Source organism: Opitutus terrae PB90-1 (assembly GCF_000019965.1).
Lineage (GTDB): Bacteria > Verrucomicrobiota > Verrucomicrobiia > Opitutales > Opitutaceae > Opitutus > Opitutus terrae.
Genome location: NC_010571.1, coordinates 5,381,197 through 5,407,770, shown reverse-complemented (window position 1 = coordinate 5,407,770; position 26,574 = coordinate 5,381,197). Strand labels below are relative to the sequence as shown.

Genomic DNA, 26,574 nt, shown 5'->3' with positions numbered 1-26,574 from the left:
CGCCGGTATCGCCGGGAGTGTGCGGTTAAAAAAGGCCGGCTGCGGCGTGCAAGAAAAAAGGTTTTTGCGGCGCAAAAACCTAAGGCCATCTGAATGGCTGCAGTAGCGACTAGGTCTTGGCGGCAGCCAAAACCTGGCGCTCCTTCTCTGTCTTAAGCCGGAGCTGGCCGCACGCGGCGTCGATGTCGTGGCCCTTTTCGCGACGTAGCGTCACCGACACGCGGCGAGCGCGCAGCACGTCGGCAAAACGCTCCTGACGCGTGATCGACGGCCGTTTCCAGGCGAGGCCCTCGACGGTGTTGTAGGGAATGAGGTTTACGTGCGCGTGGAGGTCGAGCGCGATGTCGCGCAGCTTTTCCGCCTGCTCGAGCGAATCGTTCACGCCGTCGATCAGGATGAACTCGAGCGTGATCATCCTTCCGTGTTTTTCCGAAAATGCCTTCACGGCCGGCAGCAGCTTCGCGAGGGGGAAGGCCTTGTTGACCGGCATGATTTTCTCGCGGACCTCGTCGGTCGCGCCATGCAGCGAAATCGCGAGCCGGAAGCCGAGCGGCTCGTCGGCGAGCTGGAGGATTTTCGGCACGAGCCCGCTGGTGGAAACCGTGATCCGGCGGGCGCCAAACCCGAGGCCCCAGTCGGCGTTGAGGATGGTGAGCGCACGGATGAGCGCGTCGTAGTTGGCGAGCGGTTCGCCCATGCCCATCACCACGATGTTGTCGAACGACGCCAGTTCCATGTGGGCGCGCGGGGTCAGCGCGTCCTCGCGATAGCAGACTTGCAGCAACTGCGCGACGATCTCGCCGGCAGAGAGATCGCGTTTGAGTCCGGCGAGTCCGCTGGCGCAGAAGACGCAGCCCATGGCGCAGCCGACCTGGGTGGAAATGCAGATCGTCTTGCGTGAGTGGTCCTGACCGACGCCTTCCTGCGGCGCACGAATGATCACCGTCTCGATCAGCGAGCCGTCGCGCAGTTCGAGGAGGAGCTTGTCGGTGACGTCGGCGGACTGCTTGTTGAGCACCAGCGTGGCCGGCATGAGGTCGAACGTGTCGTCCAGCCACGTCCGCAGCGGCTTGGGAAGGTTGGTCATCCCGTCCCAGGAACGGGCACGCTTTTTGTAGACCCAGTCGAGGATCTGGCTGGCGCGGAAGGCCGGTTCGCCGCGTTCGCGCAGCCGCGCGGTGAGCGACTCGAGCGTCTCACCGGTAAGCGGCGGCTTGGCAGGCGTGAATTTCATGAATGGCGGAGCAGGTTGAGGGGGGCTCAGAAAACGCGCAAGAAGTCGCAAAAACAATTCCGCGTGTCATCGTGCGCAACGTCGCCCGGCCGAATGCGTCAGGGCGGCCAAGACCCTATGAAATACCTGCTGCCGCTGATCGGCTTAAGCCTGCCGCTGTTGAGCTCCGTTGCCACCGCTGCCGACGGCGCCAAGGAGTTCGTCGAGCGCTTTGATCCGGCTTTCGACAAGCTGGTCGCCAATGACGCCAAAGTAGAACGGCTCGCGGAAGGCTTCCGCTGGTCGGAGGGACCGGTATGGTATCACGGCGCGGTCCTGTTTTCCGACGTGCCCGAGAACGTGGTGTATCGCTGGGCAGAGGGGATGACGAAGGCGGAAGTGTTGCTGAAGCCGAGTGGACTGCTGCAGCCGAATCCGGCGTTTCGCGAGCCGGGCAGCAACGGGCTGGCCGTCGATCGCGAAGGCCGGCTCCTGCTTTGCCAGCACGGCGAGCGGCGCGTGGCGCGCTACGAAAACGGTCGGTTCACGACACTCGCCGATCGCTACGATGGCAAACGGCTGAACACGCCGAACGACCTCGCCGTACGGAGAAGCGGCGAGGTCTATTTCACGGACCCGCCGTATGGCTTCAAGGAGGTGGACGATTCGCCGCTGAAGGAGCTGGCGTGGCACGGCGTCTATCGCGTGGCGAAGGACGGCACGGTCACGCTGCTGACGAAGACGATCGCGTATCCCAACGGCATCGCGTTCTCGCCGGACGAGAAGACGCTCTACGTGGGCTCGACGGAAGACCGCAATCCGCACATCCAGGCGTTTGACGTGCAGCCGGACGGCACGCTCGCGAATGAGCGATTGTTCTTCGACGGCCGGCCGCACAGCACGCCGGAGACGCCGGGCTCGTGCGACGGCATGAAGGTGGATCGCGATGGGAACGTTTGGACCTCTGGTCCCGGCGGCATTCTGGTAATCACGCCAGCGGGCAAATTGATCGGCCGGATCAACACCGGCGTGCCGACGGCAAACTGCGCGTGGGGCGACGATGGCGGCACGCTCTACATCACGGCGAACAACCGATTGCTGCGGGTGAAAACCAGCACGCGTGGCGCGGGCTGGTAAGCGCGCTCAGCGGGCGTGCTGCACACGGCGGACCGCCGTATCCGAGCGGCCGTGGCGCAGGTCCTTGCGGGCCTGGGTGGCGAGCTTGGCGTAATCGGCGCGGATTTGCTCGAGCTCCTCGTCGGTCAAATCCTCGAGATTGAGCAGCGCGTTGTGCGCCCCCTCCATGGCCCGGATCAGTTCGTCCAGCTTTACTTGGATCGCCTGGGTGTCGCGGTTTTGGGTGTTCTGGATCAGGAACACCATGAGGAAGGTGACGATCGTCGTGCCGGTGTTGATCACGAGCTGCCACGTGTCGCTGTAGTGGAACAGCGGACCGGTGACGGCCCAGGCGAGGATGACGGCGAACGCGAGCACGAAGGCCGAAGGTCGACCGGTGGCGCGGGCGGTAATTTTGGCGAAGCTCGTGAACCAGACGGAGAACGAAGGCGTTTTCATTGGGGAAGGGAACGCCTTGGACCGACGTTTTGCCTGGGCGTGCCGCGGACGCCGATCCGCGCGGGCGAGCAGAACACCGGGGAAGTAGAGCGGGGCCGGGAGACCCCGCCCTACAAACGAATCATTACCGCTTCGCCAGAGTGCGATTGAGCGCGCTGACGATCGCCTTGATCGAGGCGAGCTCGATGTTGGTGTCGACGCCCGCGCCGAAGAGCGTGTGGCCGCGCTCGGTCTTGACCTGGATATAGGAGACCGCGCGCGCTTCCGCGCCCTTGCCGAGCGAGTGCTCGGCGTAGCTCAACACCTCGAACTTCGGCAGCGCGGTTTCCGCGAGCGCACGCACAAAGGCATCGATCGGACCGTTACCTTCGGCGGTGAGCTTCCGGGCCTGGCCGTCGATGCTGATCTTCGCGTCGCACTTCACCGTGCTGTTGCGCTCAGTGGTCTTGAAGGTCTCGAGGACGACGGGCGCGGTGCGCTGCAGGTATTCCTGCTGAAAGGCATCGTGGATCTCCGGCGCGGTGAGCTCGCGGCCGGTCGCGTCCGCCAGATCGTTGATGAGCCGGCCGATCTCCTTGTGCATGAGCTTCGGCAACTGGTAGCCGAACTCGTGCTCAAGCACGTAGGCGACGCCGCCCTTGCCCGACTGGCTGTTGATCCGGATGATCGCCTTGTAGCTGCGACCGACGTCGGCGGGATCGATCGGAATGTAGAGCACATCCCACGGCTCGGTGGACTTACGGGTGTCCCAGGATTTCTTGATCGCGTCCTGATGCGAGCCGCTGAACGCCGTGAAGACGAGTTCGCCGGCATACGGTTGCCGGGCCGGCACCTCGAGCCGCGTGCAGCGCTCGTAGACCTCGCGGATGTCGTTGATGTCCGAAAAGTCCAGGTCCGGGTGGATGCCGTGCGTGTAGAGGTTCAGTGCGACCGTGACGATATCCAGGTTGCCGGTCCGCTCGCCATTGCCGAAGAGCGTGCCTTCGACGCGGTCGGCGCCGGCCAGCATGCCGAGCTCGGTGGCGGCCACGCCCGTGCCACGGTCGTTGTGCGTGTGGAGCGAGATGATCGTGCGATCGCGGCGCGTCAGGTGCGTGCACATCCACTCGATCTGGTCGGCGTGGACGTTGGGCGTGGCGTATTCGACGGTCGCGGGCAGGTTGAGGATGATCTTCTCCGCCGTGGTGGGCTGCCAGATGTCGGTGACCGCTTCGCAGACCTCGAGCGCGAAATCGAGCTCGGTGCTGGTGAAGCTTTCGGGTGAGTACTCCAGCCGGATGTGGGTCCCCTGGGCGACGAGCGGGGCCATGCGGGACTTGAGGAACGACACGGCGTGCGTGGCGATGTCCCGGATGGCGGGCCGCTCGGCGTTGAAGACGTAGCGGCGTTGGGCGGGCGAGGTGGAGTTATAGAGATGGAAGATCACCCGCTTGGCGCCATGCAGTGCTTCGAGCGAGCGCGTGATCAGGTCCTCGCGGCACTGGCAGAGGATCTGGATCCAAACGTCGGCGGGGATCCGGTTCTCCTCGATCAGCCGACGGCAGAAATCGAACTCGATTTGCGACGCGGAGGGGAAACCGACCTCGATTTCCTTGAAGCCGATTTTCACCAGCATTTCGAAATACTCGAGCTTCTCCTCGACGCTCATCGGTTGGGCGAGCGCCTGGTTGCCGTCGCGGAGATCGACGCTGCACCAGATCGGGGCGCGGGTGATCGTGCGATTGGGCCATTGCCGGTTCGGCAAATCGACCGGAGGGAACGGACGGTATTTGGTAACAGGAGCTGACTGCATGGTGCGAAGGAAGATAGGTTAAAACACGGGCGAACGGACAGGAACAGACCTAAAAACGCCAAGCCCGGGCACGGGAGGCGGACAGGCACCAACAACGCACGATCGGCCGCTAGGCGGCGATTCAGAGATCGTGCGCGGACGTAAGTCGGAGGGCCTGGCCGAGAATTCGCATCAAGTGAGGAACGCATATCGGCATCCGCCGACGGAAGTCAAGGGAAGCCTTGGGCCACGCCGGCCGGGCGGATTGGCCCGCCGGGGGTGTCGCTGACTGGCGGCAGGGAATGGTTCGGCGAAACGGCAGGTAACGATTCGGTAACCAGGCCGCCGATGCTCCGTCTTGCGTGTTATGCGTGAGGTTGCATCACTTTGCCTATGTCGGACGACGCGCCCTTCGATCTCGCCGGCTGCCTCGACCGGGTTCGGCAGCGCGACCAGGTCGCCGCGCGCGAACTCGTCGAACATCTTTATCCGCTCGTCATCCGCATCGTGCGGGGACGACTGCCTCGACGTGTCTCGGAGGAGGACCTCGCCCAGGAAATTTTTCTGAAAATGTTTTCCCGGCTGGAACAGTATGGCGGCAGCGTGCCGTTCACCCATTGGGTGTCGCGGATCGCGGTGACGACCTGCATCGACCACCTGCGCGCGCAGCAGCGGCGGCCGGAGTTCCGTTGGGCGGACTTGTCGGAAAACGAGGCCAAGGTGCTCGACTCCGTGTTGACGAACGAGGACGCGGCGGCGCCGGACGATGCGCTGGCAGCGCACGAGCTCGTGCACAAGCTGCTCGATCAGCTCAAACCGCAGGATCGTCTCGTGCTGCAGTTGCTGGATCTCGAGCAGAAGACGATTGCCGAGATCAGCGCGCTCACGGGGTGGAACACCTCGCTGGTGAAAGTGCGTGCATTTCGCGCACGACGGAAGTTGCAGAAGCTCTTCCAGGATCTTAAACGAAAGGAACGATCATGAAACCCGAACAGACAGCTTGGCTGCGGCTCACCACGGCCGCGCGGCAGGTACGGGACGATCGCGAGACGGCGGCGCCCTACGGCTTTGCGACTCGCGTCGCGGCGCGAGCGATGGCCGGCCCGAAAATATCGGCGGAAGCGCTCTTCGAGCGGTTCTCGTGGCGCGCGCTCGGCCTCGCGGGATTGCTCGCCTTGATCAGTGTCGCCACCAACTATTCCGCCGTGGCGTCGTCGAACGACGACGATGTTTTTGCGAATGACGTCGTGGTGACGGAGCTGTTCGACCTTTATTGAAGTGCTGATGAACAAACCATGGAAAGTAATGGTGGCGTTCGCCGGCGTGTTCGTGGCGGGCATGATTGCCGGGGGGCCGTTGCTCAATCGGTGGCAGGCCTTTCGTGATGATCGGCGGCCGCCGTGGCTTGAGCGGACCATGGCGCACTACGAACACGAACTGCAGATCACTCCGGCGCAGCGGGAGAAGATCATGCCCATCCTGCTGCAGGTGCAGAAGGAATGGCGCCAGCAGCGCGAGGACAACGTGCGTGCGATGACCTCGATCATCGATCGGATGCACGAGGCCGTGGGCGCCGAACTCACGCCGGAGCAGCGGCAGAAGGTCGAAGGGATGCGCCAGGAAATGCGCGAACGCGCCGAGCGTTACCGCGGCCGCACGCACCAGCGCGAGCAGGCGCAGGAGCAGCGAGCAAAACATTGACCCCGCGAACGGGTCCCGTCGGTGGACTCGCCCCTGTTCCGGGCACCTTCAGCTATCGCGGGTGCGACAGCTGTCGCGGTGTGCCCAAGGCGTGGCCGCGGCCGAGGTTTACTCGCGCGCCAAGGGAGAGGTTTCGGACGTCGTAGTTCGCGGTGAGGCCCGGCGCAGCGCGGCGAGCCGAGCACGATTGGCGGCGGCTTCGCGGCCTTGCGGCCCGGGGATGTCCTTCAGCCGGTTGCCCGCCTCGACGAGCAAAGGCTCTGCCTCGCTATAGCGACCGAGCGCAGTGAGCGTGGCCCCAAGTACGCTCTGCGGCACCGCGACATGCCAGTCGCCGTCAGGAAACTGCTGTCGGCGCAGTTCAAACGCGGTGCGGGCGAGCGGCTCCGCGCGCGCGGGCTCGCCCCGCTCAAGGAGAATCTGCGCGAGGTTGATCATACACGTGACTGCTTTCGGGTGCCCTTCGCCGTACCCTTTACGGGCAATGGTGATCGCCTCCGTGGCACACGATTCAGCTTCGTCGAACTTCGCCTGTTCGCGCAGTGCGTGCGCGAGCTTGTCGAGCGTACTGGCGATCTGGGGATGTTCGGCCCCGAGTGCACGGCGCCGCAGTGCGAGCGCCTGCCGCAGCATTTGTTCGGCAAGCGGACGATCCCCGCGGTACAGTACGGGCAGCGCGAGGTTGGCAAGCGCGGTGCCCACGTCGGCATGATGGTCGCCAAGCGCTTCCTTGCTGATCTCCCAGCATTCTCGCAGATGAGCCTCTGCGCCGGCCACGTCGCCAGTTTGCCATAACAGCAAGCCCAGGTCGCTGAGGCTCGTCGCGGTTTCGCGATGCCTCGCACCGAGCACGCGGCGCCGGATGGCCAGCGCTTCGCGGAACAAGGGCTCAGCCTGGGTTGGAAAACCGCGATCGATGTGAACGCGGCCGAGTTCGACGAGCGTGACGGCGACCTCGGCTGAGGCCTCGCGTTGCTGACGCCGGAGCGTCAGTGACTCGGTTAAGAGTGCTTCGGCCTCGTCGTATTTTGCCTGCTTCGCCAGAAGTACGCCGAGGTCGTTGAGCGTTTCGGCGAGCAAGTTGGGTTGGTTCGCCAACGGGCGACCAAGCTTCAGGGCATGTTCAAGCAGCGGGCGCGCCTCCTTGTGCCGGCCTAGACGCTGATAGACGCGTCCGATGATCGTGAGCATCTCCGCCTGCAGTTCGGGCTGGTCTGCGAGTTGCGTGCGCGCCTGCGCTGCGCCGCGATCCAGCAGTGAACGTACCGTCGGTTCGGCCGAATTGCGAAATTGGTAGGGGTCGGCTGCGGTCAGCATCTCGGTCAGCAGCCGCACGAGGGCTGTCGCCTTGGCCGCCTGGTGCTGTGCGCGGTCGCGCTCGGTGGTGAGTTGCACCGTGTGAAACACGACAAACGCGCCGAATGCGGCGACTGCCAACGCGGCTGCGGCGAGTCCGTGGGCATGGCGCCGGACGAATTTTCCCGAGCGGTAGCGTAGCGACGCGGGGCGGGCGAGAATCGGTTCATGGCGCAAATGCCGCGTCAAATCGGTCGCGAGCGCGCTGCTCGACTCATAGCGGAGCGCGCGGTTTTTCTCGAGGCACTTCATCACGATGCGATCGAGATCGCCGCGCAGCTGGCTGGTGAGCTTGGCCGGCTCGAGCCGGCGGCGTTGTGCCGCCGTGGTCCGCTCCTGCTGGTCGAGCGTCGCGAGTCGCCGCGAGGGCGCGGGTGGTTCCTGTTCCCGGATCCTCCGTTGAATCTCAGCATAGCCCGCCCGGAGCAACGCGCGGGCGTCGAAGGGCGTCTGATCGGTCAGCAACTCGTAGAGCAGCACGCCGAGGCTGTAGATGTCGCTGCGGGTATCGACGTCGACACTGTCGCTGCCGGCCTGTTCAGGACTCATGTAGGCCGGGGTGCCGATGAACGGATGCAGTCGGCTGAAGACGGTGTGCTCGGACAGTCGCTGTTCAGTGGCTTTGGCAATGCCGAAGTCGATCACTTTCGGCGCGGGCCGGCCGTCTTGCAGCGCCACCAGTACGTTGGACGGTTTCAGATCGCGGTGAATGAGGCCTTTTTGGTGCGCATGCTGGATGGCTTCGCACACGCGCACGAAAAGATCGATTCGCTCGATCACGGTCAGGCGGCGTTCCGTACAAAACGTCGTGATCGGAACGCCGGACACCAGTTCCATCACGAAATACGGGCGGCCACTTGCCGTCGCGCCGCCGTCGAGGACCTTGGCGATGGCCGGGTGATCCATCACGGCGAGCGCCTGCCGCTCCGCCTCGAAACGGGCGACCACCGCGCGTGTATCCATGCCGAGCTTGATGATCTTCAGCGCGACGAGGCGGCGGACGGGTTGTTGCTGCTCTGCGCGGTAGACAATACCAAAGCCGCCTTCGCCGATCTTTTCCAGCAGCCGATAACGGTCGACGATCGTGCCGGGGCCTTCGGGAATCGCCGCTTCGCCTTCGAGCGTGCTCGACGCGTGCGCGTCGGCTTCCATGAAGCGACCGGCCGAATCGTGCGCGCGCAGCAAGGTCTCGACGCGAGCGCGCAGAGCGCCGTCGGCCCCGCAGGTGGCTTCGAGAAAAGCTGCGCGCTCGACCGGCGTAACACAGTCCAGTGCCGCGGCAAAAATTTCGCGTTCGCGGCTGGAGAGCTCGGACATGGCAGATTGAGCGGTGGAGCAGGCGCGTCGTCGCAAACCTGAATGGGTCGGCGCGGGCGGCTATTGCGTGCGCTGAAGCTCCTCGTACAGCCAGGCGCGCGCATAAGCCCACGTGCGTTTGGCGGTCCGTTCCGAACAGTCGAGCAGCTCGGCGGCTTGGGCGAGTGTGAAGCCGGCGAAAAAGCGCAGCTTCACGAGTTCGGCGGCGGCAGAGTCTTCTCGGGCCAGCTTCTCCAGCGCATCGTTGACGAGGACAACGGCATCGTCGCTCGCCTCGGACGCGATCAGCACGTCGTCGAGGTTGAGTCGCGCCTGGCCGCCGCCATGCCGGACCGCGGCTTTGCGCCGGGCGCGATCAACGAGAATGTGCCGCATTGCCTCGGCAGCCGCGGCGAAAAAGTGGCGGCGGTTTTGCCAGCTCTGTTCGCCGCTGCCGAGGAGCCGAAGGTACGCTTCGTGCACGAGGGCGGTCGCCTGCAGCGTATGGCCCGCCGGTTGCGCGGCCATGCGATGCGCGGCAAGGCGCCGCAGTTCGTCATAAACGAGAGGGAGCAGTTTCTCGACCGCCTTCGGGTCGTCGACGGAATCGAGAATGTTCCTGATCTCGCTCACGGGCGGCATGCAGACAGGCCTCGGGCTCCTCGGCAATCGCGCGGAGGCGGACCGTGAACGAAAAACCGAGGAGCGCCGTATCGGGCAAAGGCTGGAGGCTGTCAGAGGCATCGGGCGGAGCGGGCGCTGTAGCGCGTCCGGAGACTCGAGGGCGCGAGTCAGAGCTGGCGCGACGGTTCGGCTTCCGGCCGGCTGAGGCGCGGAACCATCATCGGGGTGCGCCGGCGATACTCCGTGTAGTCGGAGCCGTGGTGCGCGATCAGGTCGCGTTCCTCGAACTGGATTGCCACCAGGATGTAAGCGGTGGTGAGCACGGCAAAAACGAGGTGGGCGGCAGTCATGTGCGGCGTGCACCAGAACGCGAAGAGCCAGCCGACGTAGAGCGGGTGCCGCACGAGCTTGTAGGGGCCCGGCGTGACGAATTTCAGCGAGACGTAGCGCTGTCGGCGGAAGAATTTCCAGACCTGGCGCAAGCCAAACAGGTCGAAGTGGTTGATGAGAAATGTGGTGACCAGCACGGTGAGCCAGCCGAAGGCAAAGCCACTATGGAGCAACACGCGACCGAGCGGGCTCTCCACGTTCCAGATCACGCCGCCGATGGGTTCCCAGCGCCAGAACATAAGGATCAAGGCGAGCGATGACATGAGCACGTAGGTGCTGCGCTCAGCGGGCTCGGGCAAGTAGCGCGTGAGCGCGCGCTTGAACCACGGGCGCGCCATCACGCTGTGCTGGAGGGCGAAAAGACCGAGCAGCACAATGTCAATCATCAGGGCGGTCCAGGTGTCGCGGACGGGAACGGAGTCGATCGAGCGGGGCACGAGGAAGTCGCCGACGAAACCGATCGCGTAGAGAAACGTCGCGAGAAAAATCGCGTAGGAAACAAAGCCGTACAGGAGCACGGCGAATCGGAGCAGTGGGTGGGAATGGGAGGACATGCCGAAGACAAACGAGAAATCCGGCGCAAACGGGCCAACCGCGGATGATTTCGTTTCGCGCATCGCGGCGCTTCAGACGTGCGTGAGGACCGGGTGTACCCACGGCGCGCGGTAGCTGCGCGCGAGTCGCCGGGTAGCTTCAGCGTCACCGGGGACGCTCCGGTTCTTCGGATCATACTGGAGCGGGCGGCCGAGGTCTTGGGCGATATTCGCCAAGGCGCAGCACGCGCTCGAGATATGGCCTTCCTCGATATCCCCCGCCGGCCGCTGACGCGTTTCGCGGCACTTTAGGAAATCAGCGACGTGGAGGGCCTGGATCCCGAGGAATCGGTCCATCCATGGCTCGAAATCGATGTTCTCGAGATCGCCTGTGCGGGACAGCAGGTGAAAGCCTTCGCGCGGACTGCCGTCCGCCGGAACGAACTCGTAACCGAACAGCGTCGTGTGAAGCGTGCCATGCTCACCGATGAAGCTCGCGCCCCACTGGTCGGTCCAGTGACGCGACGGGATGCGCGAGCCGCCCCACGTGCGGTGTTCCCAACTGACGTCAAGGTGACGATAGCGAAAGACACTGCGCTGGGTATCGGAGATGTTCGCGGACGCATCACGGTGGACGTAGATCCCCCCGGTCGAGTGGATCAACTCCGGCCAGCCGAGCCCGAGCATCCACCGCACGAAATCGATCACATGCACGCCCATGTCGCCGATCACGCCGTTGCCATATTCCGTGAAATTGCGCCAGCCGCGGGATTCGACGGCGGCGACGAAAGGTCGCACCGGCGCGGGGCCGGACCAGAGATTGAAGTCGAGGTGGGCGGGCGGTTCGACCGGCGGCATCGGCTCCGCCGGCCGGTTCGGCAGATAGCAGTAGCCTTCGACGAGACCGATGGCACCGAGCCGCCCGCTGCGGATGAAGCGGTCGCGGGCGACGGCGAAATGTGGGTTGCTGCGCCGCTGCGTGTTGACCTGCACCACGCGCCGGTATTGGCGGGCTGCGGCCACGAGGGCTTCGCCTTCCATGACGTCGACTCCTACCGGCTTTTCCAGGTAAACATCGGCGCCGGCACGCATCGCGTCGATTGCGGGGAGTGCATGCCAGTGATCCGGCGTGGCGACGATGACGATATCGTGGTCACCCGACGCGAGCATGCCGCGGTAGTCGGCGAAGGTGCGCGGGGCGGTCGCCTGATACCGGGCGACGAGCTGAAGCGTGTTCGCAAGCGCGTGAGCGTTGGGATCGCAGAGAGAGACCACCTCCGCGGCGCCGAGCTGAAGGAAACTTTCGAGATCGAGGCCACCGAACCAGCCGCAGCCGATGAGTCCCAACCGCGGTCGCGTGGAGGGCGTGGTGGCAAAAAGGCGGGTAGGAGCGATGGCGGCGGCTGTGGTAGCGAGGGCGAGCGAAGACAGAAAGGAGCGACGATTCATTGGGTGGGGCGTTCGATCATAAACGCGAAAACCACCCCGAACGGGCCACGCTCCGAGGCGCGGTGCCGTCACGCACTTCGCAAGCGACGCGGTTTCGCGTCGCCGGAGGCCACCAAGGCGTCGTGATCAGACGGGCAAGCTGTCCGCCGAACCGACTAGATCAGCCCGAGCTTCATCTTTCCTTCTTCGGAAATCATCGCCTGGTTCCACGGGGGATCCCACGTGATCCGGACATCGGCATCAGACACTCCTGGCACGAGCAGAATCTTGGACTTCGCGTCCTCGGCGATGGCGGGCCCCATGCCGCAGCCGGGAGCGGTAAGCGTCATGGTGACGTTTGCCTTGTACGCGGCCGGTTGGGCGTCGGGCACTTGCTCGACATCCATCGAGTAAACGAGTCCGAGATCGACGATGTTTACCGGGATCTCGGGATCGAACACCTTACGCAACTGCGCCCAGATCGCCTCCGGGTCGGGCGCGCCGCCCGCGAGCGTTGCGGCCTTGACCGTGGTGTCGACGACCTCCTCACCGAGCGCGTCGCCGTCCTTGCCATCGATCCGGTAAAGGCCGGTGTCGGTCTGGACGGTGTAGCTGCCGCCGAGTGTCTGGTGAATGAGGACGCGAGCGCCCGAGGTAAGCAGGGCGCGGTCGCCGGAAGGAATTTGCGTGGCGACGACTTCGCGGGAGAGGATGCGTTCGCGGGGGGAGCTCATCGGAGAGTAGCCCGCGAATCACGCGAATGAGCGCGAATAACCAAGGCAATTCGCGGTGGTTCGCGTGATTCGCGGGGAATTCATTTCTTGAACTTGGTTTGGATCAGGGTGCGGAGCGCGTCGTGCAGCGGCTCGCTGGCGAGCCGGGCGAGCACTTCCTCGAAGAAACCGAACGTGAGCAGCTCGTCGGCGGCCTTTTTGTCGATGCCGCGCGACTGCAGGTAGAACTCCTGCTCCGGATCGATGCGCGATGTCGTGGCGCCGTGCGTGCAACGCACGTCGTTCGCCTGAATCTCGAGACCCGGCAGCGAGTTCGCCTCGGCGTCGTCGCTCAGCATCAGGTTGCGATTGCTTTGATACGCATCGGTCTTCTGCGCGTCGGGATCGACGATGATCAGGCCCGAGAAGATCGTGCGCGACCGGTCCCGCAGGGCGTTCTTGTAGAGGAGATCCGACTTCGTGTTGGGCGCCTGATGGATCTGCAGCGTGCGCTGGTCGAACTCCTGCGCGGCTTCGGCGACGGTGAGCGCGAGCATTTCGGAAAACGCGCCCGGCGCCTGCAACTGCGACAGCGACTCGTGGCGCGCCTGCTTGCCGCCGAGGTGAATGTTCAGCGACTGCACGCGGGCGTCGCGGCGGACGATGGTGTCGTTGAGGTGAAACGATAACGCCTCCCGCGACCAGTCCTGCGCACCGATGTAGGTGAGCTGCGCGCCGTGCCCGGCGTAGAGATCGTTCGCGCCCACCGCGAGTTGGCGGACTTGCGTGCCGAGCGCCGAGCGTTGCGCGCTGGAATCGAGCGAGACGAAGTAGTCGACCACCGTGACCTTCGCGTTGTCCTCCGCGATCACGAGCGTGTGCGGGAAGACGGCGGTTTCGGCGCCGACGGCAGCATGAAGGACCACGATCGGCGCGGTGACCTCGACGCCCCGGGGCACGTAGATGAACGCGCCGTCGCCGACGAACGCGGAATGCAGCGCGGCGAACTTCTCCGAGCCGAGCTGTTGCGGCTGCGCCATGAAGTGTTCGCGCAGCAGCGGCGCATGCCTGGCCGCGGCTTCGGTGAGGGTCGTCACGATGACGCCGTCAGGCAGGGCGCCGGTGGGCTGACCACCGGTCGAAACCTGCGCGTTGTTGACGAACGCAAGAGCGGCCGGACCAAAGGGCGAGGCGACCGGCGGCGCGTTGGGGACAACGCGCCCTACCTCGAAGCCGTCGAGGGTGAGCCCGGCAATGGTGCTGAACCGCCACGATTCGTCGGTGCGCTTGGGCATCGGCAAATCCGCGAACGTCGCGTAGGCCGCGCGCTTGCGCTCAAGCCACCAGGCGGGCGCGGCAGGGAGCGAGGCGAGGTGGGCCGCGAAAGCGTCAGAGGTGAAGACGCCGGTGGCGGGTTTCGTTTCGGAGAGAGTGGACATGTTGCTGGTTCGTTCTCGTTCTCTTGATCGTCCTCGTTCTCTCGGTGCTTTGATCGATCGCGGGTTGAGCCTCGAGAACGATAAAGATTACGAGAACGAGAACGATTTTTCAGCCGACGGAGCCCTCCATCTCGAGATCGATGAGTCGCTTCAACTCGACGGAGTATTCCATCGGGAACTGGCGGGCGAGGTCGTTGATGAATCCGTTCACCGCCAGGCTCATCGCCTGGCCCTCGGTCAGGCCGCGCTGCTGCATGTAGAAGATCATTTCTTCGTTCACCTTCGAGACGCTCGCCTCGTGCTGCGTGGCGTTGCGATCGCCGCGGACCGTGATCGCCGGATACGTGTCCGTGCGGCTGTTGGTGTTGATCAGCAGCGCGTCGCACTCGGTGTTGTTTTTGCAGCCCTTCAGCCGCTTCGGGATGTGAACCTGGCCCCGGTAAGTGGCGCGACCCTGGCCGACAGAGATGGACTTCGAGATGACGTTCGACGTCGTCTCATCGGCGGCGTGGATCATCTTCGCGCCGGTGTCCTGGTGCTGGCCGTCGTTGGCGAGCGCGATCGAGATCACCTCGCCGCGGGCCTTGCGACCCTTCAGCACGACGCCCGGATATTTCATCGTGAGCCGGCTGCCGATGTTGCAATCGATCCATTTGATCTCGGCCTCCTCGTGCGCGACGCCGCGCTTGGTGACGAGGTTGAAGACGTTGGGCGCCCAGTTTTGGACGGTGATGTATTGGATCTTCGCGCCCTTGAGCGCGACGAGCTCGACCACGGCGCTGTGCAGCGTCGACGTGGAGAACTTCGGCGCGGTGCAGCCTTCCATGTAGACCACCTCGGAGCCCTCGTCGGCGATGATGAGCGTGCGCTCGAATTGGCCGAAGTTTTCCGCGTTGATCCGGAAATAAGCCTGCAGCGGCTGCGCGACCTTCACGCCGGGCGGGACGTAAATGAACGAGCCGCCGGAGAACACCGCGCTGTTCAGCGCCGAGAACTTGTTGTCGCCGGTGGGAATGACCTTGCCGAAGAACTTGCGAAACAGCTCGGGATGCTCGCGCAGGCCTTGCGTCGAGTTGACGAAGATCACGCCCTGCTTGGCGACGATCTCCTTGATGTTGGAGTAGGCCGCTTCGCTATCGAACTGCGCCTCCACGCCGGCGAGGAATTTGCGCTCCTGCTCGGGGATACCGAGCCGCTCGAACGTCTTCTTGATGTCGTCCGGCACCTCGTCCCACGTGCGTTTTGGCTTCTGGCCCTGCGCGAGGTAATAGCGGATCTTGGCGAAATCGATGTTCTCGAGATCCTTCGTCGCCCAGTGGGTCGGCAGTGGCTTCGAGAGGAACGTCTTGAGCGCGTTCAGCCGGAACTCGAGCAGCCACGGCGCCTCCTTTTTCACCGAGCTGATGTAGCGGATGGTGTTTTCGTTCAGGCCGGTGCCCGCGTCGTACGCGTAGTCGACGTTGTAGGAAAAATTGCCCGCGGTCTGGTCGATGCCGAGAACGGGGTTCTCGACCGCGCTGGCGGCCTCATCGGCGACGGGCGTGGGAAGAGTTTCAGTGGGTGGTTTCATGGACGTCTAGAGCTGAGAGTCTAGAGCTGAGAGCGCCGGGCAGTTGAGAATTGAGGGATGAAAATTGAGGGCAGGACCGGCGCGTGCGGTGGAGCACGTGCCGCGCTGGCTTAGGCGGTCGCCTCGGCCTCCTTCTTGACCCAATCGTAGCCGTGTTCCTCGAGGTGCAGCGCGAGGTCCTTGTCGCCGCTCTTCACGATGCGGCCATCGTACATCACGTGCACGAAATCCGGGATGATGTGGTTGAGGAGCCGCTGATAGTGGGTGATGAGCAGAATGCCGAGCTTCTCGCCGCGCAGCGCATTCACGCCATCGGCGACGATCCGCAGCGCATCGATATCGAGCCCGGAGTCGGTCTCGTCCATCAGCGCGAAGGCCGGCTCGATCATGGCCATCTGCAGTATCTCGCAGCGTTTCTTTTCGCCGCCGGAGAAACCATCGTTCACGGCCCGGGAGGTGAACTTCCGGTCGATCTTGAGCAGGTCCATCTTGGAGTAGAGCCGTTTGTAGTAGGCGGTCGCGTCGAGCTCCTCGCCCTCGGACAGCCGGGCCTGCAGCGCGGCGCGCAGGAAGTTGGCGATGGTCACACCGGGAATCTCGCTCGGATACTGAAAAGCGAGAAAGATGCCGGCGCGCGCACGCTCATCGGGTTCGAGTTCGAGGATCGACTTGCCGTCGATCACCACGTCGCCGGACGTGATCGTGTAGTCGGGATGGCCGGCGATGGCTTTCGCGAGCGTGGACTTGCCGGTGCCGTTCGGCCCCATGATCGCGTGGACCTCACCTTGGTTGATGGTGAGCGTGAGGCCTTTGACGATCGGCTTGTCACCGATGGAGATGTGCAGGTCTTGGATGACGAGGGAGGACATGGGAGAGGAGTTGAAAGTCTAGAGCGGAGAGCCCAGAACTGAGAGCGGAACGAGTTGAGAGTTGACGGATGAGAGGTGAGACGCGGAGCTGAGGGCGCGCTGGACGCTGGTTTTACGAGGCGGCCGCCGGCACGCCAGCGGGCTGGCCGGCCTTGCCGCGGAAGATGATTTCGATCGACGACGCGTTGTAACCGCTCGGGAGAATCTGCTTCACCTGCTCGAGCAGATTCGGAGGCAGATCGACGTCGTGCGTATGGCCGGTGACCTCGTCGTGGAAGTGCGCGTGCGGGTGGAGATTGGGACAAAACCGCGTGGGGCCGCGCTCGAAATTGACCGCGCGGACGAGCCGGCATTGGACGAGTGTTTCGAGGCAATTGTAGACCGTGGCCAACGAAATGGTCGGCATTTCGTTGCGGACACGGGCGTAAACTTCCTCTGCCGTCGGGTGATCGCGGTGCTTGAGCAAGTCGTTGAAGACGATCTCCCGCTGGGGGGTGGAGCGCAGCCCGCTGTCGGCAAGCCGTTGGGCCAGCGAGTCGGGGGAGGATGCGGTGCCAGGAGAAATCATGGGTAGAGGGGTTACCAAACGAGAATGGTTCTAAGTTTCAAGTGAGAATTAGAACTATTCTAAGGATATCAGCGAGCAAAGGTCTTCGGTGTGGGAGGGGCTTTACGCCCCGACCCGCTCACGCGAGCCAAGCGGGAAATGGCACAGACGAATTGGTAAGCGGCTCAAACCAGACCCAATCTTCATCGCGACAGAAGTAGGCGGAGTACCGTTCGTTGGCTCCGACCAGCTTCGCGCGATAGGGGTTCAGGAAGATGTAGAGAAACACGGGCAAGCGGTCTTCGTTGGGCCGGAGGCGGTGCTCGTAGTAGCCGTCTTGCCAACGCAGTTGATGCGAGCGCAACGCTGGCGAAAGGCGCCCTTGAAAGAACGAAGGCACTCCGAAAGAGCGTCCGATTCGCCAAGCGTGAAGAGGAGGTGGAGGTGATCGGGCATCACGACCCATGTGCCAACACGCCAAACCTGCTCCGCTTCGAGTTTTTCGATCTGTCGGCGAACCGCGCCGACGAGGTCAGGTTCGATCAGCCCGATTGCTGGACGCTGCACTTTCACTGTGACGAAATACTCGGCACCTACGACTGACCAGCGATGTCGCCGCAGAGCGGCGTAGCCGGGTTTTGGCTTGGCTGCGTGCTCATCAGACTGCAGGTGAGCCTCGCTGGACATCGGACAATTGGTCGGGGCGTAAAACCCCTCCCCAGCGAACCAGCTTACGTTCCGTGCTCGGCCAGCCAGCGCTCGGCTTCGATCGCGGCTTGGCAGCCCATCCCGGCCGCGGTGATCGCCTGCCGGTAAACGTGATCGGCGCAATCGCCGGCCACGTACACGCCCGGCACCTTCGTTTTCACCTGCGACCCAACGCTCGGTTTAAAATAGCCGCCCTCATCGACGTCCAGCGCCTCGGCGAACGGCCCGGAGTTCGGCACGTGACCGATCGCGATAAATACGCCTTTCACCGGCAGCACGCGCGTCTCGCCGGTCTTCACGTTTTCCACGCGCAGTCCGCTAACGCCGCCTTGCTCCACGCCTTCGACGGCGAGGGGAATGGAATTCCAGACGGGCACGATCTTTTCGTGCGACGTGGCGCGGGCCGCCATGATCTTGGAGGCGCGCAGCGTATCGCGGCGGTGCACGAGATAAACCTTGCTCGCGAAGCGCGTGAGAAACAGCGCTTCTTCCGCTGCGCTGTCGCCGCCGCCGATCACGGCCACGTCCATGTTGCGGTAGAACGCGCCATCGCACGTCGCGCAGGTTGTCACACCTTTGCCGCCGTAGAGCTCCTTTTCACCGGGCACGCCCGTCATCCGCGGCGACGCGCCGGTCGCGATGATCACCGTCTTTGCGAGAACCGTCCGGTCGCCGCAGATCAGCTTGCGCGGCTGCGAGGTAAAATCCACCGCGGTGACGAGCGCCTGTTCGAACCGCGTGCCGAACCGCGTCGCCTGCTCGCGCAGGTTCTGCATGAGCTGAAAGCCGTCGATGCCCTCCGGGAATCCGGGGAAGTTCTCCACTTCGCTCGTGGTCGTGAGCTGGCCGCCCGGCAGCGTGCCTTCAAGCACGAGCGGGTTCAGGTTGGCGCGCGCCGTATAGATGGCGGCAGTCAGTCCGGCGCAGCCGGTGCCCACGATGACGACGTTTTCGACGGAGGAGGACATGAGAGCGTAAGTTCAGCCGCAACTTAGCACACTTGGGAAGGGGAAAGTGGTAACGACTTGGTAATACGCCGCGGGCGGGAATATTTCGCCGCGCCGCGCCTCGGCCGAGCGGCGGCGCCCGACCAACTCACGGGCGCACCGGCCTCGCGTTTTCCGCGGCGCGACGGTCGGGGAACGCGTGGCAGGTTGGTCGGTCTGCGACGGCACACGGAAATCAACGATGCCCCCCGCCGCTCCCTCATTCTCAGACGTGCAAAACACTCCGCCCCCAGCGCCTGCTCCGTGGGCTGCGCTGATTCCGGAGGAGCAGTGGAGGGTGCTCACGGCCGGCGCCGAGGCGCTGGACGAGGCCGGCGCGCGTTTCCTGCTGGCCGGCGCGCTCGCGCTGGCGACCTACACCGGGCACTGGCGCAACACGAAGGACATGGACGTGATCGTGCACGCCACGGATCGCGAACGCGCGATCGCCGCACTTCAGCGCGCGGGCTTCGAGGACTATTATCCGCAGCAGGCCTATGATCGCAGCTGGATTTTCCGCGGGATCAAGGAGGGAGTTTTGTTCGATGTGATCTGGGCGCTGCCCAATCACCGCGTTGGCATCGACGAGGCGTGGTTCGAACGCGCCGGGGTGGTGACGCTGCATGGCCGCGAATACCGCGTCGCCCCGGCCGAGGAACTCGTGCGCGTGAAACTCTATGTCATGCAGCGCGAACGCTGCGACTGGGTGGACGTGCTCAATGTGCTCGCGGCATCGGTGGAGCACCTTTCGTGGCCCTGGCTGGTGGAGCGGATGGGCCGCGATCTGCCGCTGCTCCATGCGGCGCTGGCGATTTTCAACTGGATGTGCCCGGGCCGGGCTCACGCGTTGCCGCCGTGGCTGCGGAAGCAGTTCGCGCTGGCACGCGTCGAAGCGGACGATCTCGCCGCGACCGAGGAGCGGCGCGTGCGGCTCTTCGACAGCCGGCCGTGGTTTGCTCCGCATCAGCCGCTCAACGAGCCGCTGGAACGCTGATGAGGACGGACAAGAACGGAGAGCCCGAGCACCGAATTCCCACTGCGCTGGTGGAGCCCGGCGTCCCCACTGGGCTGTTAGCGAGCGAATGCCCGCGATCGTTCAAACCCGCCGGCGGCGGGTTCCGCCTGGCAGGTGGCGGCGTGGCGGGCGAGAGACTTGAAAGACTGACCTTATGCAAATTGGCGCAATGAACCATCCCGGCGAACCGCTGGCGCGCGAACTCGCGTGGATGGCGGAGCTGAAACTCGACTTCATCGATTTGACCTTGGAGCCGCCGGCCGCCGCCACCTGGTCGCTCCAACCCGCCGAAGTGAGCCGGATGCTGCGTGATCACGGACTTGGCGTGGTGGGTCACACCGCGTTCTATCTGCCGATCGCCTCCTCGTTCGAGAGTCTGCGGCGTGCGGCGCTCGACGAACTCAAGCGTGCCGCGGAATTTTTCGCGAAGATCGGCGCCAAGTGGATGAACGTGCATCCGGACGGACACGCGCCGTTCATCGACGAGCCGACAATCGTGTTGCGGAACGTCTCCACGCTGCGCGAACTCGTCGAATTTGCGGCGCCGCTCGGCGTCGGAATCATGCTGGAAAACGTGCCAGGTCGGTTCAACACCGTGCCGCAGCTGACGCCGATCCTCGATGCCATCCCGCAACTCGGGCTGCATCTGGATATCGGCCACTGCAATCTCGGGCTCGAGCGGAGCAGCGCGCCGGAGATGATCGCGCATTTCCGCCGCCGCATCGCGCACGTGCACGTGCACGACAACCGCGGCGGCCACGCCGATCTTCATCTGGCGATCGGGATGGGCCAGATCGATCTGGCCCAACACCTGCGCGAGTTGCGGCGCAGTGGCTACGACCAGACGATCACGCTCGAGGTGTTCGCGCCCGACCGGCATTTCCTCGGCTACAGCCGCGACCGTCTACGGGAAATGTGGAATGCGGCCGCGACCGCCGCTTAGGCGGGACGAGCCTTGCGGAAGCGCGGCCGCGAGCCGCGACTCTCTGCGCATTGCCATCCTGGCAAACTGTGGCGAGGGGCCGGGAAGCACCGGCGGTTTTTTGTGCGGTTTCGCGACGAGAGCCGGTTATAGGATGAACCCATGCTGGCCGACGCCGAACTCCTCCGTCGCTACGTTGACGCAAACTCCGAAGCTGCGTTCCACGAACTGGTGCGGCGTCACGCCAATCTCGTCTACGCCGCCGCGTTGAGGCAGACCTGCGGCGACACGCACCTGGCCGAGGAGGTCGGCCAGCGCGTGTTCACGGCGCTGGCGCGCAAAGCTGCCGCCCTCACGCGTCATCCCACGCTGGTGGGCTGGCTGCACCGGACCACCCGATTCGCTGCCATCGACGCCGTCCGCGCCCGGCAGCGGCGGCAAGCCCACGAACGCGAGGCCGAAACCATGAACGAGTGTCCGGATGGAGAACGCGTCGAGTGGGAGAGGCTGCAGCCGTTGCTCGACGAGGCGCTGGATGACCTCAACGAGACCGATCGCACCGCGGTGCTGCTGCGCTTCTTTGAAGGACGGTCCTTCGGCGAGCTCGGCGCGAGTCTCGGGCTCACCGAGAACGCGGCCCGGATGCGCGTCGAGCGGTCGCTGGAAAAGCTGCGCCGCATCCTCGCGCAGCGCGGCTGCACGTCGACCGCGAGCGCGCTCGGGTTGCTGGTGTCGAGTCACGCGGCACCGGCGGCGCCAGAGGCATGGGTTGTGACCCTAGCTCCCCAAGCGCTCGCCTCCGCGGCGAGCGGGGCCGGGGTGGCTGCGGGCGCATCCCTTTTGGCCATGAACAAACTAACGATTGCAGCAATCACCGGAATCGCCGCCGCGGGCCTGACCACCGCGGGGCTCACGTGGAAGAACCGCTGGACGCAGCGCGAGAATGCGGTACTGCGCGCGGACAACGAAGCCCTGCGCCAACTCAAATCCACCCATGAGGCGACGGCGACGGGCGACGGGCCGAGCCTGGGGGCCGTCGCGGACCGCGAGAAGCTCGCGGCGCTTTCGGCCCGCGTGCAGGAAAACAGTGCGGCGAAAAACGCGGCCACCGCTGCGGCGAAGAGCCAGAAGCCGGCGTTGCAGAACCGCGGAATGGGCGCGCCGATGGAGGCGATCGAGACCTTCGCGTGGGCCTGCTATACGGGCGACGTCGCGGCGATCGCGAGGCAGATCCATTTCGATGGCGACGGCCGTGCGCGAGCGGAGGCCAAGCTCGCCGAGATGCCCGAGTTTCTTCGGCGCCAGTACAAGACTCCCGAGGAGCTGTATGCCTTCTTTACCGCGGCCGACGCGTTGGTCTACCCGCCGCCGTCGGATCCGGCGCTGCTTGAGAAGATCGAGACCGTGTTCCTGAAATCCGACCGGATCGAAATGCGCGTGCGCGGATCCAGCCGGGGCCGGCAGCAATATCAATGGACGACGGACGGCTGGAAAATGGCCTATCCGGAGCAGGCGGTCGACGATCTGCCGAACCAGGTCCTGCGCGAGAATCCGATGCCGGAGCCGACAGGGTCGTCGTGAGGCGGGCGGACTGGCGGACGCTTGGGGTGTAAACCGCCCTCGTCGTTTCAGCGTCGCCACGAGGGCGCAGCCGCTCAGACGGCGGGGGAAGGCGCACTCAGGACTGTTTTCGGGTTGCGCGTGCCAGTTGCGGGTGCTGACGGTTCGGTGGGGATCTCGAGCACGAACGTCGCGCCGCGGCCGAGACCCTCGCTGTAAGCGGTGAGCGAGCCCTGCATTTCCTTGGCTGAGATCGCGCTGGAGTGCAGTCCGAACCCGTGGCCGTAGGACCGCGTCGTGAACCCGTGCGCGAAGATGCGCGTGAGATTTTCCGGGGCGATGCCGACGCCGTTGTCGCGCACGATCAACCGCACGCGGCCGTTCTCGCCCGGCTCGATGCGCACCGTCATGATCTTTTGCGTGCCTTCCGGCAGCTGCGCGTCGTCGCAGGCGTATTTGGCGTTGCGGATGAGATTGATCAAGATCTGCAGAACCTTGCCTTTTTCCACGCTGACCTTGGGGGCGGGCAGATACTCGCGGACAACGGTCACATCATGGCGCATGAGCGCCGCGGTGTTCATGCGCAGCGCATCCTCGAAGAGCGTGGAAGCATCCAGGCTTTCCACCACGCCGATCACCGTGGCGTAGCTCTGCTGCATGGCGACGATGTCCTTGATGTGGTCGATGTGCTTCTGCATCGACGAAATTTCCTTCGCGAGCCAGTCGCGCTCAGCCACCGAGTGCTGCGCCAGCTTCGCGAGCATCTCTGGCACGAGCCGGCCCTTTGGATCCTGCGTGAGAAACTCGCCGAGATGATCCGCCTGTTCGTTGAGCATCGCGGACAGCTTCACGATGGTGTCGACCTTTGCCTGGCGGATGCCGTTGGCGACGAGGTTCGTGGAGACGTTGAGGCTGTTAAGCACGTTGCCGACGTTGTGGAGCACGCCTGTCGCCACTTCCGCCATGCCTGCCATCCGGGACGCATCGACCAGGTTCTTGTAGGTCGTGGCGAGTTCCTGTTCCGCCTTCTTTCGCGGGGTGATGTCCTCGAGGATGCTGATGACCTGAACGATGGCGGCGTCGGAGCCACGCACCACCGCCACGGAAAGCGAGGTCCACACGGTCTGGCTGCCGGCGACGACGAAACGGGGCTCGATGGTGAAGCTGTCGGCCTGGCCCGCTTGGATCGCCCGCATCGCGCGCGAGAGGGCGGGAAGGTCGTCGGGGTGGGCGAGCTCTTCGATCAGCGGCAGCTGGGCCGGAGCGTAAACGGGCAGCTGCAGGATTCGGCGGAAAGTCGGGTTGAAATGGTATTCGTTGCCCAGATCGGCGCGTTTCCAGGCGATGCCGACGGGTGCGTGCTCGAACATGAGCCGGAACAGCGATTCGCGTTGCTGCAGTTCGGCATTGGAGTGCGAAAGTTCGGCGGTGCGGGCTTCGACGCGATGCTCGAGCTCGACGGCGAGCTGGCGATACCGTTCTTCGCTGGCGGCGAGCGCCTTCGATTTTTCAGTGGTCTCCTGGATTTGTTGGCCGAGCTGCTGGTTGCTCGTATTCAGCTCCTCGGTGCGCACCGCGACCAGCCGTTCCAGCCGCTCGTTCTCGCGCCGTTGCAGAAACGCGGGGAGCCAGATCGAAAAGCCCAGCAGTCCCAGGCCGGTGACACCGTAGAGGGTCCACGCGAGCGGCGTGCGGAACCAGGGGGGCTTGATCGTGAAGGCAACGCGTGCCTCCTCGCCCGTGGCCCGACCCGCGCGCACGGGCCGCACGCGAAACACGTAGTTGCCGGCCTTGAGCTGACTAAACGCGGCGGAGCCGATGTTGCCGGTCGATCTCCACTGGTTCTCGGCGCCCTCCAGCAACACTTCGAATTGCAGCGCGGGACCGAACGGGTTCGCCGGCGCGACGAAATGAAACACGAGCGAGCTGTCGGTGTAGTCGAGCGGCGCCAGCGTGGCGCCGGGTTGAAACAGACTGCGGTTCGTAACGGGGAACTGCACGGAGGTCACGAGTGCGCGCAGGGGCGGCTCGGACGGCGGGGCGACGCGGAGATCGACCCGCGCCAGCCGGCGATTCAGGAACATCCAGGCGACACCGTCGGTTTCGACGACGTAATCGCTCGGCGCGAATCCCACCGGGATCGCCCGCGGCACGCGGGCGGCGCCGACCGCGCGGGTGTCGAGCACGTGCGCGCTGCCGTCGACGGTAAACCACATGCGGCCCAAACCATCGACCACCGGCCGGCCGCCGCCCACGAGGAGCTGCGGGAACCTGGCGATCAACTCCCGATCCTCGACGAAACGGTGGGTGGCTACGTCGAACCGGAAGAGGTGGTTGGGCAAATGAAACCGCGCCACGCCGTCGAGCACATACGCCTCGACCCAGCCATCGGTGAGTCCGTCCTGCGTACCTAAAATTGCGATGTCGAGGCCAGCCTGCACGTCGAGCCGGGCGACACGGCTGGTGCCGAGTTCAAACCAGAACACGCCGGCGGCGTCCTGGATCGCGTTGAACACGTCGCCGAGCTGCGGCACGGACTGGCGGTGGACCACGAACCCGTCGTTGGCGGCTTCGAGCGTGCCGATCTCGTCGCGCGCGGCGTACAGCAGCTGGCCGTTCGCGAGCGTGGTGATGACCCGGGCGTTGATCACGCCGGCGACAATCAGCTCCCAGCTGCGGCCGCGCCGAAGGAAGATGCCTGTTTCATTGGTCGCGAACAACTCGCCGCCGACTGACGACAGCGCGAAGACGTAGCGCCCGGGCGGGCCGTCGGATTCAAATCGCTCCAGCCGCCCGACGGAGTTGTAGATGCCGCGCATCGCGTGGCCATCCGCGAGCAGCCAGAGCCAGCCGTCGTGCCGCAAAGGGCGGGCGTAGGCGAGACTGCTGGCCAGCAGCGGCTCGAAGCGCGAGATCGGCGACGGGAATTCGATGCGGGCGAAGCCTTCGTTGAGCCGCGCCCACAGCACGCCGGGCCCATAGATGAGCTTCTGCACACGGGCGAGCCGGTGGTCGAGTGAGCGATCCAGCACCTGCACCAATCGGCCCTGCCGATCGAAGAACACCACGCCCACCGTGTCGACCGCGGCCGCGAACATCCCATCGGCGGTTTCGCAAAGATCGTTGATCCGAAAACCCCCGCCGGTGAGTCCCGGCATTCCGAACGGTTGCAGAGTGGTGCCGTCGAAAAGCTTTAGCCCGTTGAAGCTCGTGCCCACGAGGACCACGCCCGGCCGGTAAGGCACGACGCAGGTGACCGTTTCCGAGGCGAACTGGGCGGCGGCGGCGACACGTTCCATCGCCGAGCGACGACTTGTCATCCGGTAGAGCCCGCCCGACGCCTGTTCACTAACGAAGATGTGCTCGCCGACGGAGAAGATCTGCTCCACCGAGCCGATCGTGCCTGCCAGCGTCGGCGTCTGGCCGGGCCGCCACGCGACGATCGCGCCGCTGCCGCCGTGCCAATACCAGTCGTCTGCGACCCGGGTGACCGAGATCATCGTCGAGTCGTCCATTCCCGCGCCCGCCGGCAACGAGCACACTTGGGTCGCGCGCCAGCGCGAGTCTGCGCCGAGGTCAAGCCGCGCGATCCCACCTTGGATGCCAAAATAGATCTGGCCGCTGTCATCCACGGCTATGCGGCCGAAAATGGAGGGGGCCTCGTCGGCTGCACGGAAAACCTGCCAGCGCACGCCATCGCCGAATGCGATCTCGCGCTGCGCCACCGCGAGCAGCTGGCCATCCGGCAGCAGGTGGAGATCGGTGGGCGGGGTACTCAGGCCCATCGTATACGCACCCAGCACGGCGAACGACGGAACGCCGGTTTCGACCACGCCGGCTGGCGCGGACGAGATCAGGTTCGAGTTCGCGGCGTCGGCTTCGCCTCTCGACGTGGACAAGAGCGCGCCCATCAACGCGAATGCGCCGCACAGGCGGAGCGTCCGGTGGACGTTTCGGCGAACAAGGGAGAACAGGCGGGCCATTTGCAGGTGGGAGTAGTTATATCGGCGCCGAATTGGGCGGCTTGAGCCGGCGGCGAGATCTGAAAACGATCAGTAACTATCTTGGACGTACGAAGCTTAGCACCAGCAGGCGGAGGAGCAGTGCAAGGCTGGAAGGGCGCTACGATAAACACATTGTCATCGCGTAGGCGAGAAGACCGCACGGTTGTGGGAGAGAGGCTTAACGGAGCGCCGTGCCGGCCCGGCTGCGACTCGGTCGAATCCAGAGGGTGCTCGGGCGGCGCTCGAGGCAGTCCGCCTTGTCGGCGGACCGTGGGGCGAACTCGGCGGGACTTCGCGCATGCCGGTGGCAGCGCTTGCGCTGAAAGGCTGGCGCGTCGAGGCTGGCGGCCGACC

General features: G+C 64.7%; 22 protein-coding genes. 7 read left to right on the top strand and 15 right to left on the bottom strand.

Translation table 11 applies throughout. From position 1 onward, the window contains the following. Positions 1-109: 109 nt before the first annotated feature. Positions 110-1,234, bottom strand: coding sequence for a dual-specificity RNA methyltransferase RlmN (gene rlmN, locus OTER_RS21120; RefSeq protein WP_012376983.1), 1,125 nt, complete (start codon positions 1,232-1,234; stop codon positions 110-112). 117 nt (positions 1,235-1,351) lie between these two features. On the opposite strand from rlmN, the gene OTER_RS21115 reads away from it, so the two are divergent. After that, on the top strand, positions 1,352-2,350 hold the full coding sequence (locus OTER_RS21115; RefSeq protein ID WP_044891931.1) for an SMP-30/gluconolactonase/LRE family protein: 999 nt from the start codon (positions 1,352-1,354) through the stop codon (positions 2,348-2,350). Positions 2,351-2,356: 6 nt separating this feature from the next. Here OTER_RS21115 and OTER_RS21110 read toward each other — a convergent pair whose 3' ends face one another. Continuing rightward, entirely contained in the window at positions 2,357-2,788 is a 432-nt protein-coding gene (locus OTER_RS21110; protein WP_012376981.1) for a low affinity iron permease family protein, read from the bottom strand. 124 nt (positions 2,789-2,912) lie between these two features. Then, on the bottom strand, positions 2,913-4,580 hold the full coding sequence (gene leuA / locus OTER_RS21105; RefSeq protein WP_012376980.1) for a 2-isopropylmalate synthase: 1,668 nt from the start codon (positions 4,578-4,580) through the stop codon (positions 2,913-2,915). A 372-nt stretch (positions 4,581-4,952) separates the two neighbouring features. Between leuA and OTER_RS21100 the strand changes: the two genes are divergently transcribed. From OTER_RS21100 to OTER_RS21090, 3 genes are read left to right on the top strand one after another with little or no spacing between them, the layout of a single operon-like run. Continuing rightward, a complete protein-coding gene (locus OTER_RS21100) occupies positions 4,953-5,543 on the top strand; it encodes an RNA polymerase sigma factor (RefSeq protein WP_012376979.1) in 591 nt (196 codons plus the stop codon). Then, positions 5,540-5,836, top strand: a complete 297-nt coding sequence (locus OTER_RS21095) for a hypothetical protein (protein ID WP_012376978.1) — start codon at positions 5,540-5,542, stop codon at positions 5,834-5,836. The genes OTER_RS21100 and OTER_RS21095 overlap by 4 nt, the downstream gene beginning before the upstream one ends. A 7-nt stretch (positions 5,837-5,843) precedes the next feature. Then, positions 5,844-6,260 (top strand): hypothetical protein, encoded by a 417-nt coding sequence (locus OTER_RS21090; RefSeq protein WP_012376977.1) that lies wholly within the window; start codon positions 5,844-5,846, stop codon positions 6,258-6,260. Positions 6,261-6,368: 108 nt separating this feature from the next. On the opposite strand, the gene OTER_RS24610 is transcribed toward OTER_RS21090, so the two are convergent. From OTER_RS24610 to trxB, 11 genes are all read right to left on the bottom strand, one after another. Continuing rightward, a complete protein-coding gene (locus tag OTER_RS24610; RefSeq protein WP_012376976.1) occupies positions 6,369-8,933 on the bottom strand; it encodes a serine/threonine-protein kinase in 2,565 nt (854 codons plus the stop codon). A 60-nt stretch (positions 8,934-8,993) separates the two neighbouring features. Continuing rightward, a complete protein-coding gene (locus tag OTER_RS21080) occupies positions 8,994-9,554 on the bottom strand; it encodes an ECF-type sigma factor (RefSeq protein ID WP_012376975.1) in 561 nt (186 codons plus the stop codon). 149 nt (positions 9,555-9,703) lie between these two features. Next, complete coding sequence (mddA, locus tag OTER_RS21075) at positions 9,704-10,480, bottom strand: methanethiol S-methyltransferase (protein WP_044892792.1); 777 nt, start codon at positions 10,478-10,480, stop codon at positions 9,704-9,706. Between the two features lie 72 nt (positions 10,481-10,552). Next, entirely contained in the window at positions 10,553-11,908 is a 1,356-nt protein-coding gene (locus tag OTER_RS21070) for a Gfo/Idh/MocA family protein (protein WP_012376973.1), read from the bottom strand. 155 nt (positions 11,909-12,063) lie between these two features. Further along, positions 12,064-12,621, bottom strand: coding sequence for a putative Fe-S cluster assembly protein SufT (gene sufT, locus OTER_RS21065; protein WP_012376972.1), 558 nt, complete (start codon positions 12,619-12,621; stop codon positions 12,064-12,066). A gap of 80 nt (positions 12,622-12,701) precedes the next feature. Then, the gene (sufD, locus tag OTER_RS21060) at positions 12,702-14,039 is read right to left on the bottom strand and encodes a Fe-S cluster assembly protein SufD (protein WP_012376971.1); all 1,338 of its coding nucleotides are present in this window, start codon (positions 14,037-14,039) and stop codon (positions 12,702-12,704) included. Positions 14,040-14,148: 109 nt separating this feature from the next. After that, a complete protein-coding gene (gene sufB, locus OTER_RS21055; RefSeq protein ID WP_012376970.1) occupies positions 14,149-15,609 on the bottom strand; it encodes a Fe-S cluster assembly protein SufB in 1,461 nt (486 codons plus the stop codon). A 110-nt stretch (positions 15,610-15,719) separates the two neighbouring features. Continuing rightward, a complete protein-coding gene (sufC, locus tag OTER_RS21050; RefSeq protein WP_012376969.1) occupies positions 15,720-16,478 on the bottom strand; it encodes a Fe-S cluster assembly ATPase SufC in 759 nt (252 codons plus the stop codon). Positions 16,479-16,590: 112 nt separating this feature from the next. Then, positions 16,591-17,046 carry a Fur family transcriptional regulator gene (locus tag OTER_RS21045; protein ID WP_012376968.1) on the bottom strand — a complete coding sequence of 152 codons (456 nt, stop codon included), beginning with the start codon at positions 17,044-17,046 and terminating at the stop codon, positions 16,591-16,593. Between the two features lie 118 nt (positions 17,047-17,164). Next, complete coding sequence (locus OTER_RS26760; RefSeq protein ID WP_044891929.1) at positions 17,165-17,425, bottom strand: hypothetical protein; 261 nt, start codon at positions 17,423-17,425, stop codon at positions 17,165-17,167. 331 nt (positions 17,426-17,756) lie between these two features. Further along, complete coding sequence (gene trxB / locus OTER_RS21035) at positions 17,757-18,701, bottom strand: thioredoxin-disulfide reductase (RefSeq protein ID WP_012376967.1); 945 nt, start codon at positions 18,699-18,701, stop codon at positions 17,757-17,759. Positions 18,702-18,951: 250 nt separating this feature from the next. Between trxB and OTER_RS21030 the strand changes: the two genes are divergently transcribed. The 3 genes from OTER_RS21030 (at position 18,952) to OTER_RS21020 (ending at position 22,237) form a co-directional block, all read left to right on the top strand. Continuing rightward, positions 18,952-19,713, top strand: coding sequence for a nucleotidyltransferase family protein (locus tag OTER_RS21030; protein ID WP_158305501.1), 762 nt, complete (start codon positions 18,952-18,954; stop codon positions 19,711-19,713). Positions 19,714-19,903: 190 nt separating this feature from the next. Next, positions 19,904-20,677, top strand: a complete 774-nt coding sequence (locus tag OTER_RS21025) for a sugar phosphate isomerase/epimerase family protein (protein ID WP_012376965.1) — start codon at positions 19,904-19,906, stop codon at positions 20,675-20,677. Between the two features lie 141 nt (positions 20,678-20,818). After that, positions 20,819-22,237 carry an RNA polymerase sigma factor gene (locus tag OTER_RS21020; protein ID WP_012376964.1) on the top strand — a complete coding sequence of 473 codons (1,419 nt, stop codon included), beginning with the start codon at positions 20,819-20,821 and terminating at the stop codon, positions 22,235-22,237. A gap of 74 nt (positions 22,238-22,311) precedes the next feature. Here OTER_RS21020 and OTER_RS24605 read toward each other — a convergent pair whose 3' ends face one another. Continuing rightward, positions 22,312-26,115: an ATP-binding protein gene (locus OTER_RS24605; RefSeq protein WP_148218202.1), complete on the bottom strand. Its 3,804-nt coding sequence runs from the start codon at positions 26,113-26,115 to the stop codon at positions 22,312-22,314. Between the last annotated feature and the right edge of the window lie 459 nt (positions 26,116-26,574).

Bases quoted from the DNA above. Each gene is read 5' to 3' on its own strand.
- OTER_RS21110 (WP_012376981.1), bottom strand. From the start codon at position 2,788: ATGAAAACGCCTTCGTTCTCCGTCTGGTTCACGAGCTTCGCCAAAATT.
- OTER_RS21070 (WP_012376973.1), bottom strand. From the start codon at position 11,908: ATGAATCGTCGCTCCTTTCTGTCTTCGCTCGCCCTCGCTACCACAGCC.
- OTER_RS21090 (WP_012376977.1), top strand. From the start codon at position 5,844: ATGAACAAACCATGGAAAGTAATGGTGGCGTTCGCCGGCGTGTTCGTG.
- mddA (WP_044892792.1), bottom strand. From the start codon at position 10,480: ATGTCCTCCCATTCCCACCCACTGCTCCGATTCGCCGTGCTCCTGTAC.
- OTER_RS21045 (WP_012376968.1), bottom strand. From the start codon at position 17,046: ATGATTTCTCCTGGCACCGCATCCTCCCCCGACTCGCTGGCCCAACGG.
- leuA (WP_012376980.1), bottom strand. From the start codon at position 4,580: ATGCAGTCAGCTCCTGTTACCAAATACCGTCCGTTCCCTCCGGTCGAT.
- OTER_RS21115 (WP_044891931.1), top strand. From the start codon at position 1,352: ATGAAATACCTGCTGCCGCTGATCGGCTTAAGCCTGCCGCTGTTGAGC.
- sufB (WP_012376970.1), bottom strand. From the start codon at position 15,609: ATGAAACCACCCACTGAAACTCTTCCCACGCCCGTCGCCGATGAGGCC.
- OTER_RS21100 (WP_012376979.1), top strand. From the start codon at position 4,953: ATGTCGGACGACGCGCCCTTCGATCTCGCCGGCTGCCTCGACCGGGTT.
- sufC (WP_012376969.1), bottom strand. From the start codon at position 16,478: ATGTCCTCCCTCGTCATCCAAGACCTGCACATCTCCATCGGTGACAAG.
- OTER_RS24610 (WP_012376976.1), bottom strand. From the start codon at position 8,933: ATGTCCGAGCTCTCCAGCCGCGAACGCGAAATTTTTGCCGCGGCACTG.
- OTER_RS21095 (WP_012376978.1), top strand. From the start codon at position 5,540: ATGAAACCCGAACAGACAGCTTGGCTGCGGCTCACCACGGCCGCGCGG.
- OTER_RS21080 (WP_012376975.1), bottom strand. From the start codon at position 9,554: ATGCCGCCCGTGAGCGAGATCAGGAACATTCTCGATTCCGTCGACGAC.
- rlmN (WP_012376983.1), bottom strand. From the start codon at position 1,234: ATGAAATTCACGCCTGCCAAGCCGCCGCTTACCGGTGAGACGCTCGAG.
- sufT (WP_012376972.1), bottom strand. From the start codon at position 12,621: ATGAGCTCCCCCCGCGAACGCATCCTCTCCCGCGAAGTCGTCGCCACG.
- OTER_RS21020 (WP_012376964.1), top strand. From the start codon at position 20,819: ATGCTGGCCGACGCCGAACTCCTCCGTCGCTACGTTGACGCAAACTCC.
- sufD (WP_012376971.1), bottom strand. From the start codon at position 14,039: ATGTCCACTCTCTCCGAAACGAAACCCGCCACCGGCGTCTTCACCTCT.
- OTER_RS21025 (WP_012376965.1), top strand. From the start codon at position 19,904: ATGAACCATCCCGGCGAACCGCTGGCGCGCGAACTCGCGTGGATGGCG.
- trxB (WP_012376967.1), bottom strand. From the start codon at position 18,701: ATGTCCTCCTCCGTCGAAAACGTCGTCATCGTGGGCACCGGCTGCGCC.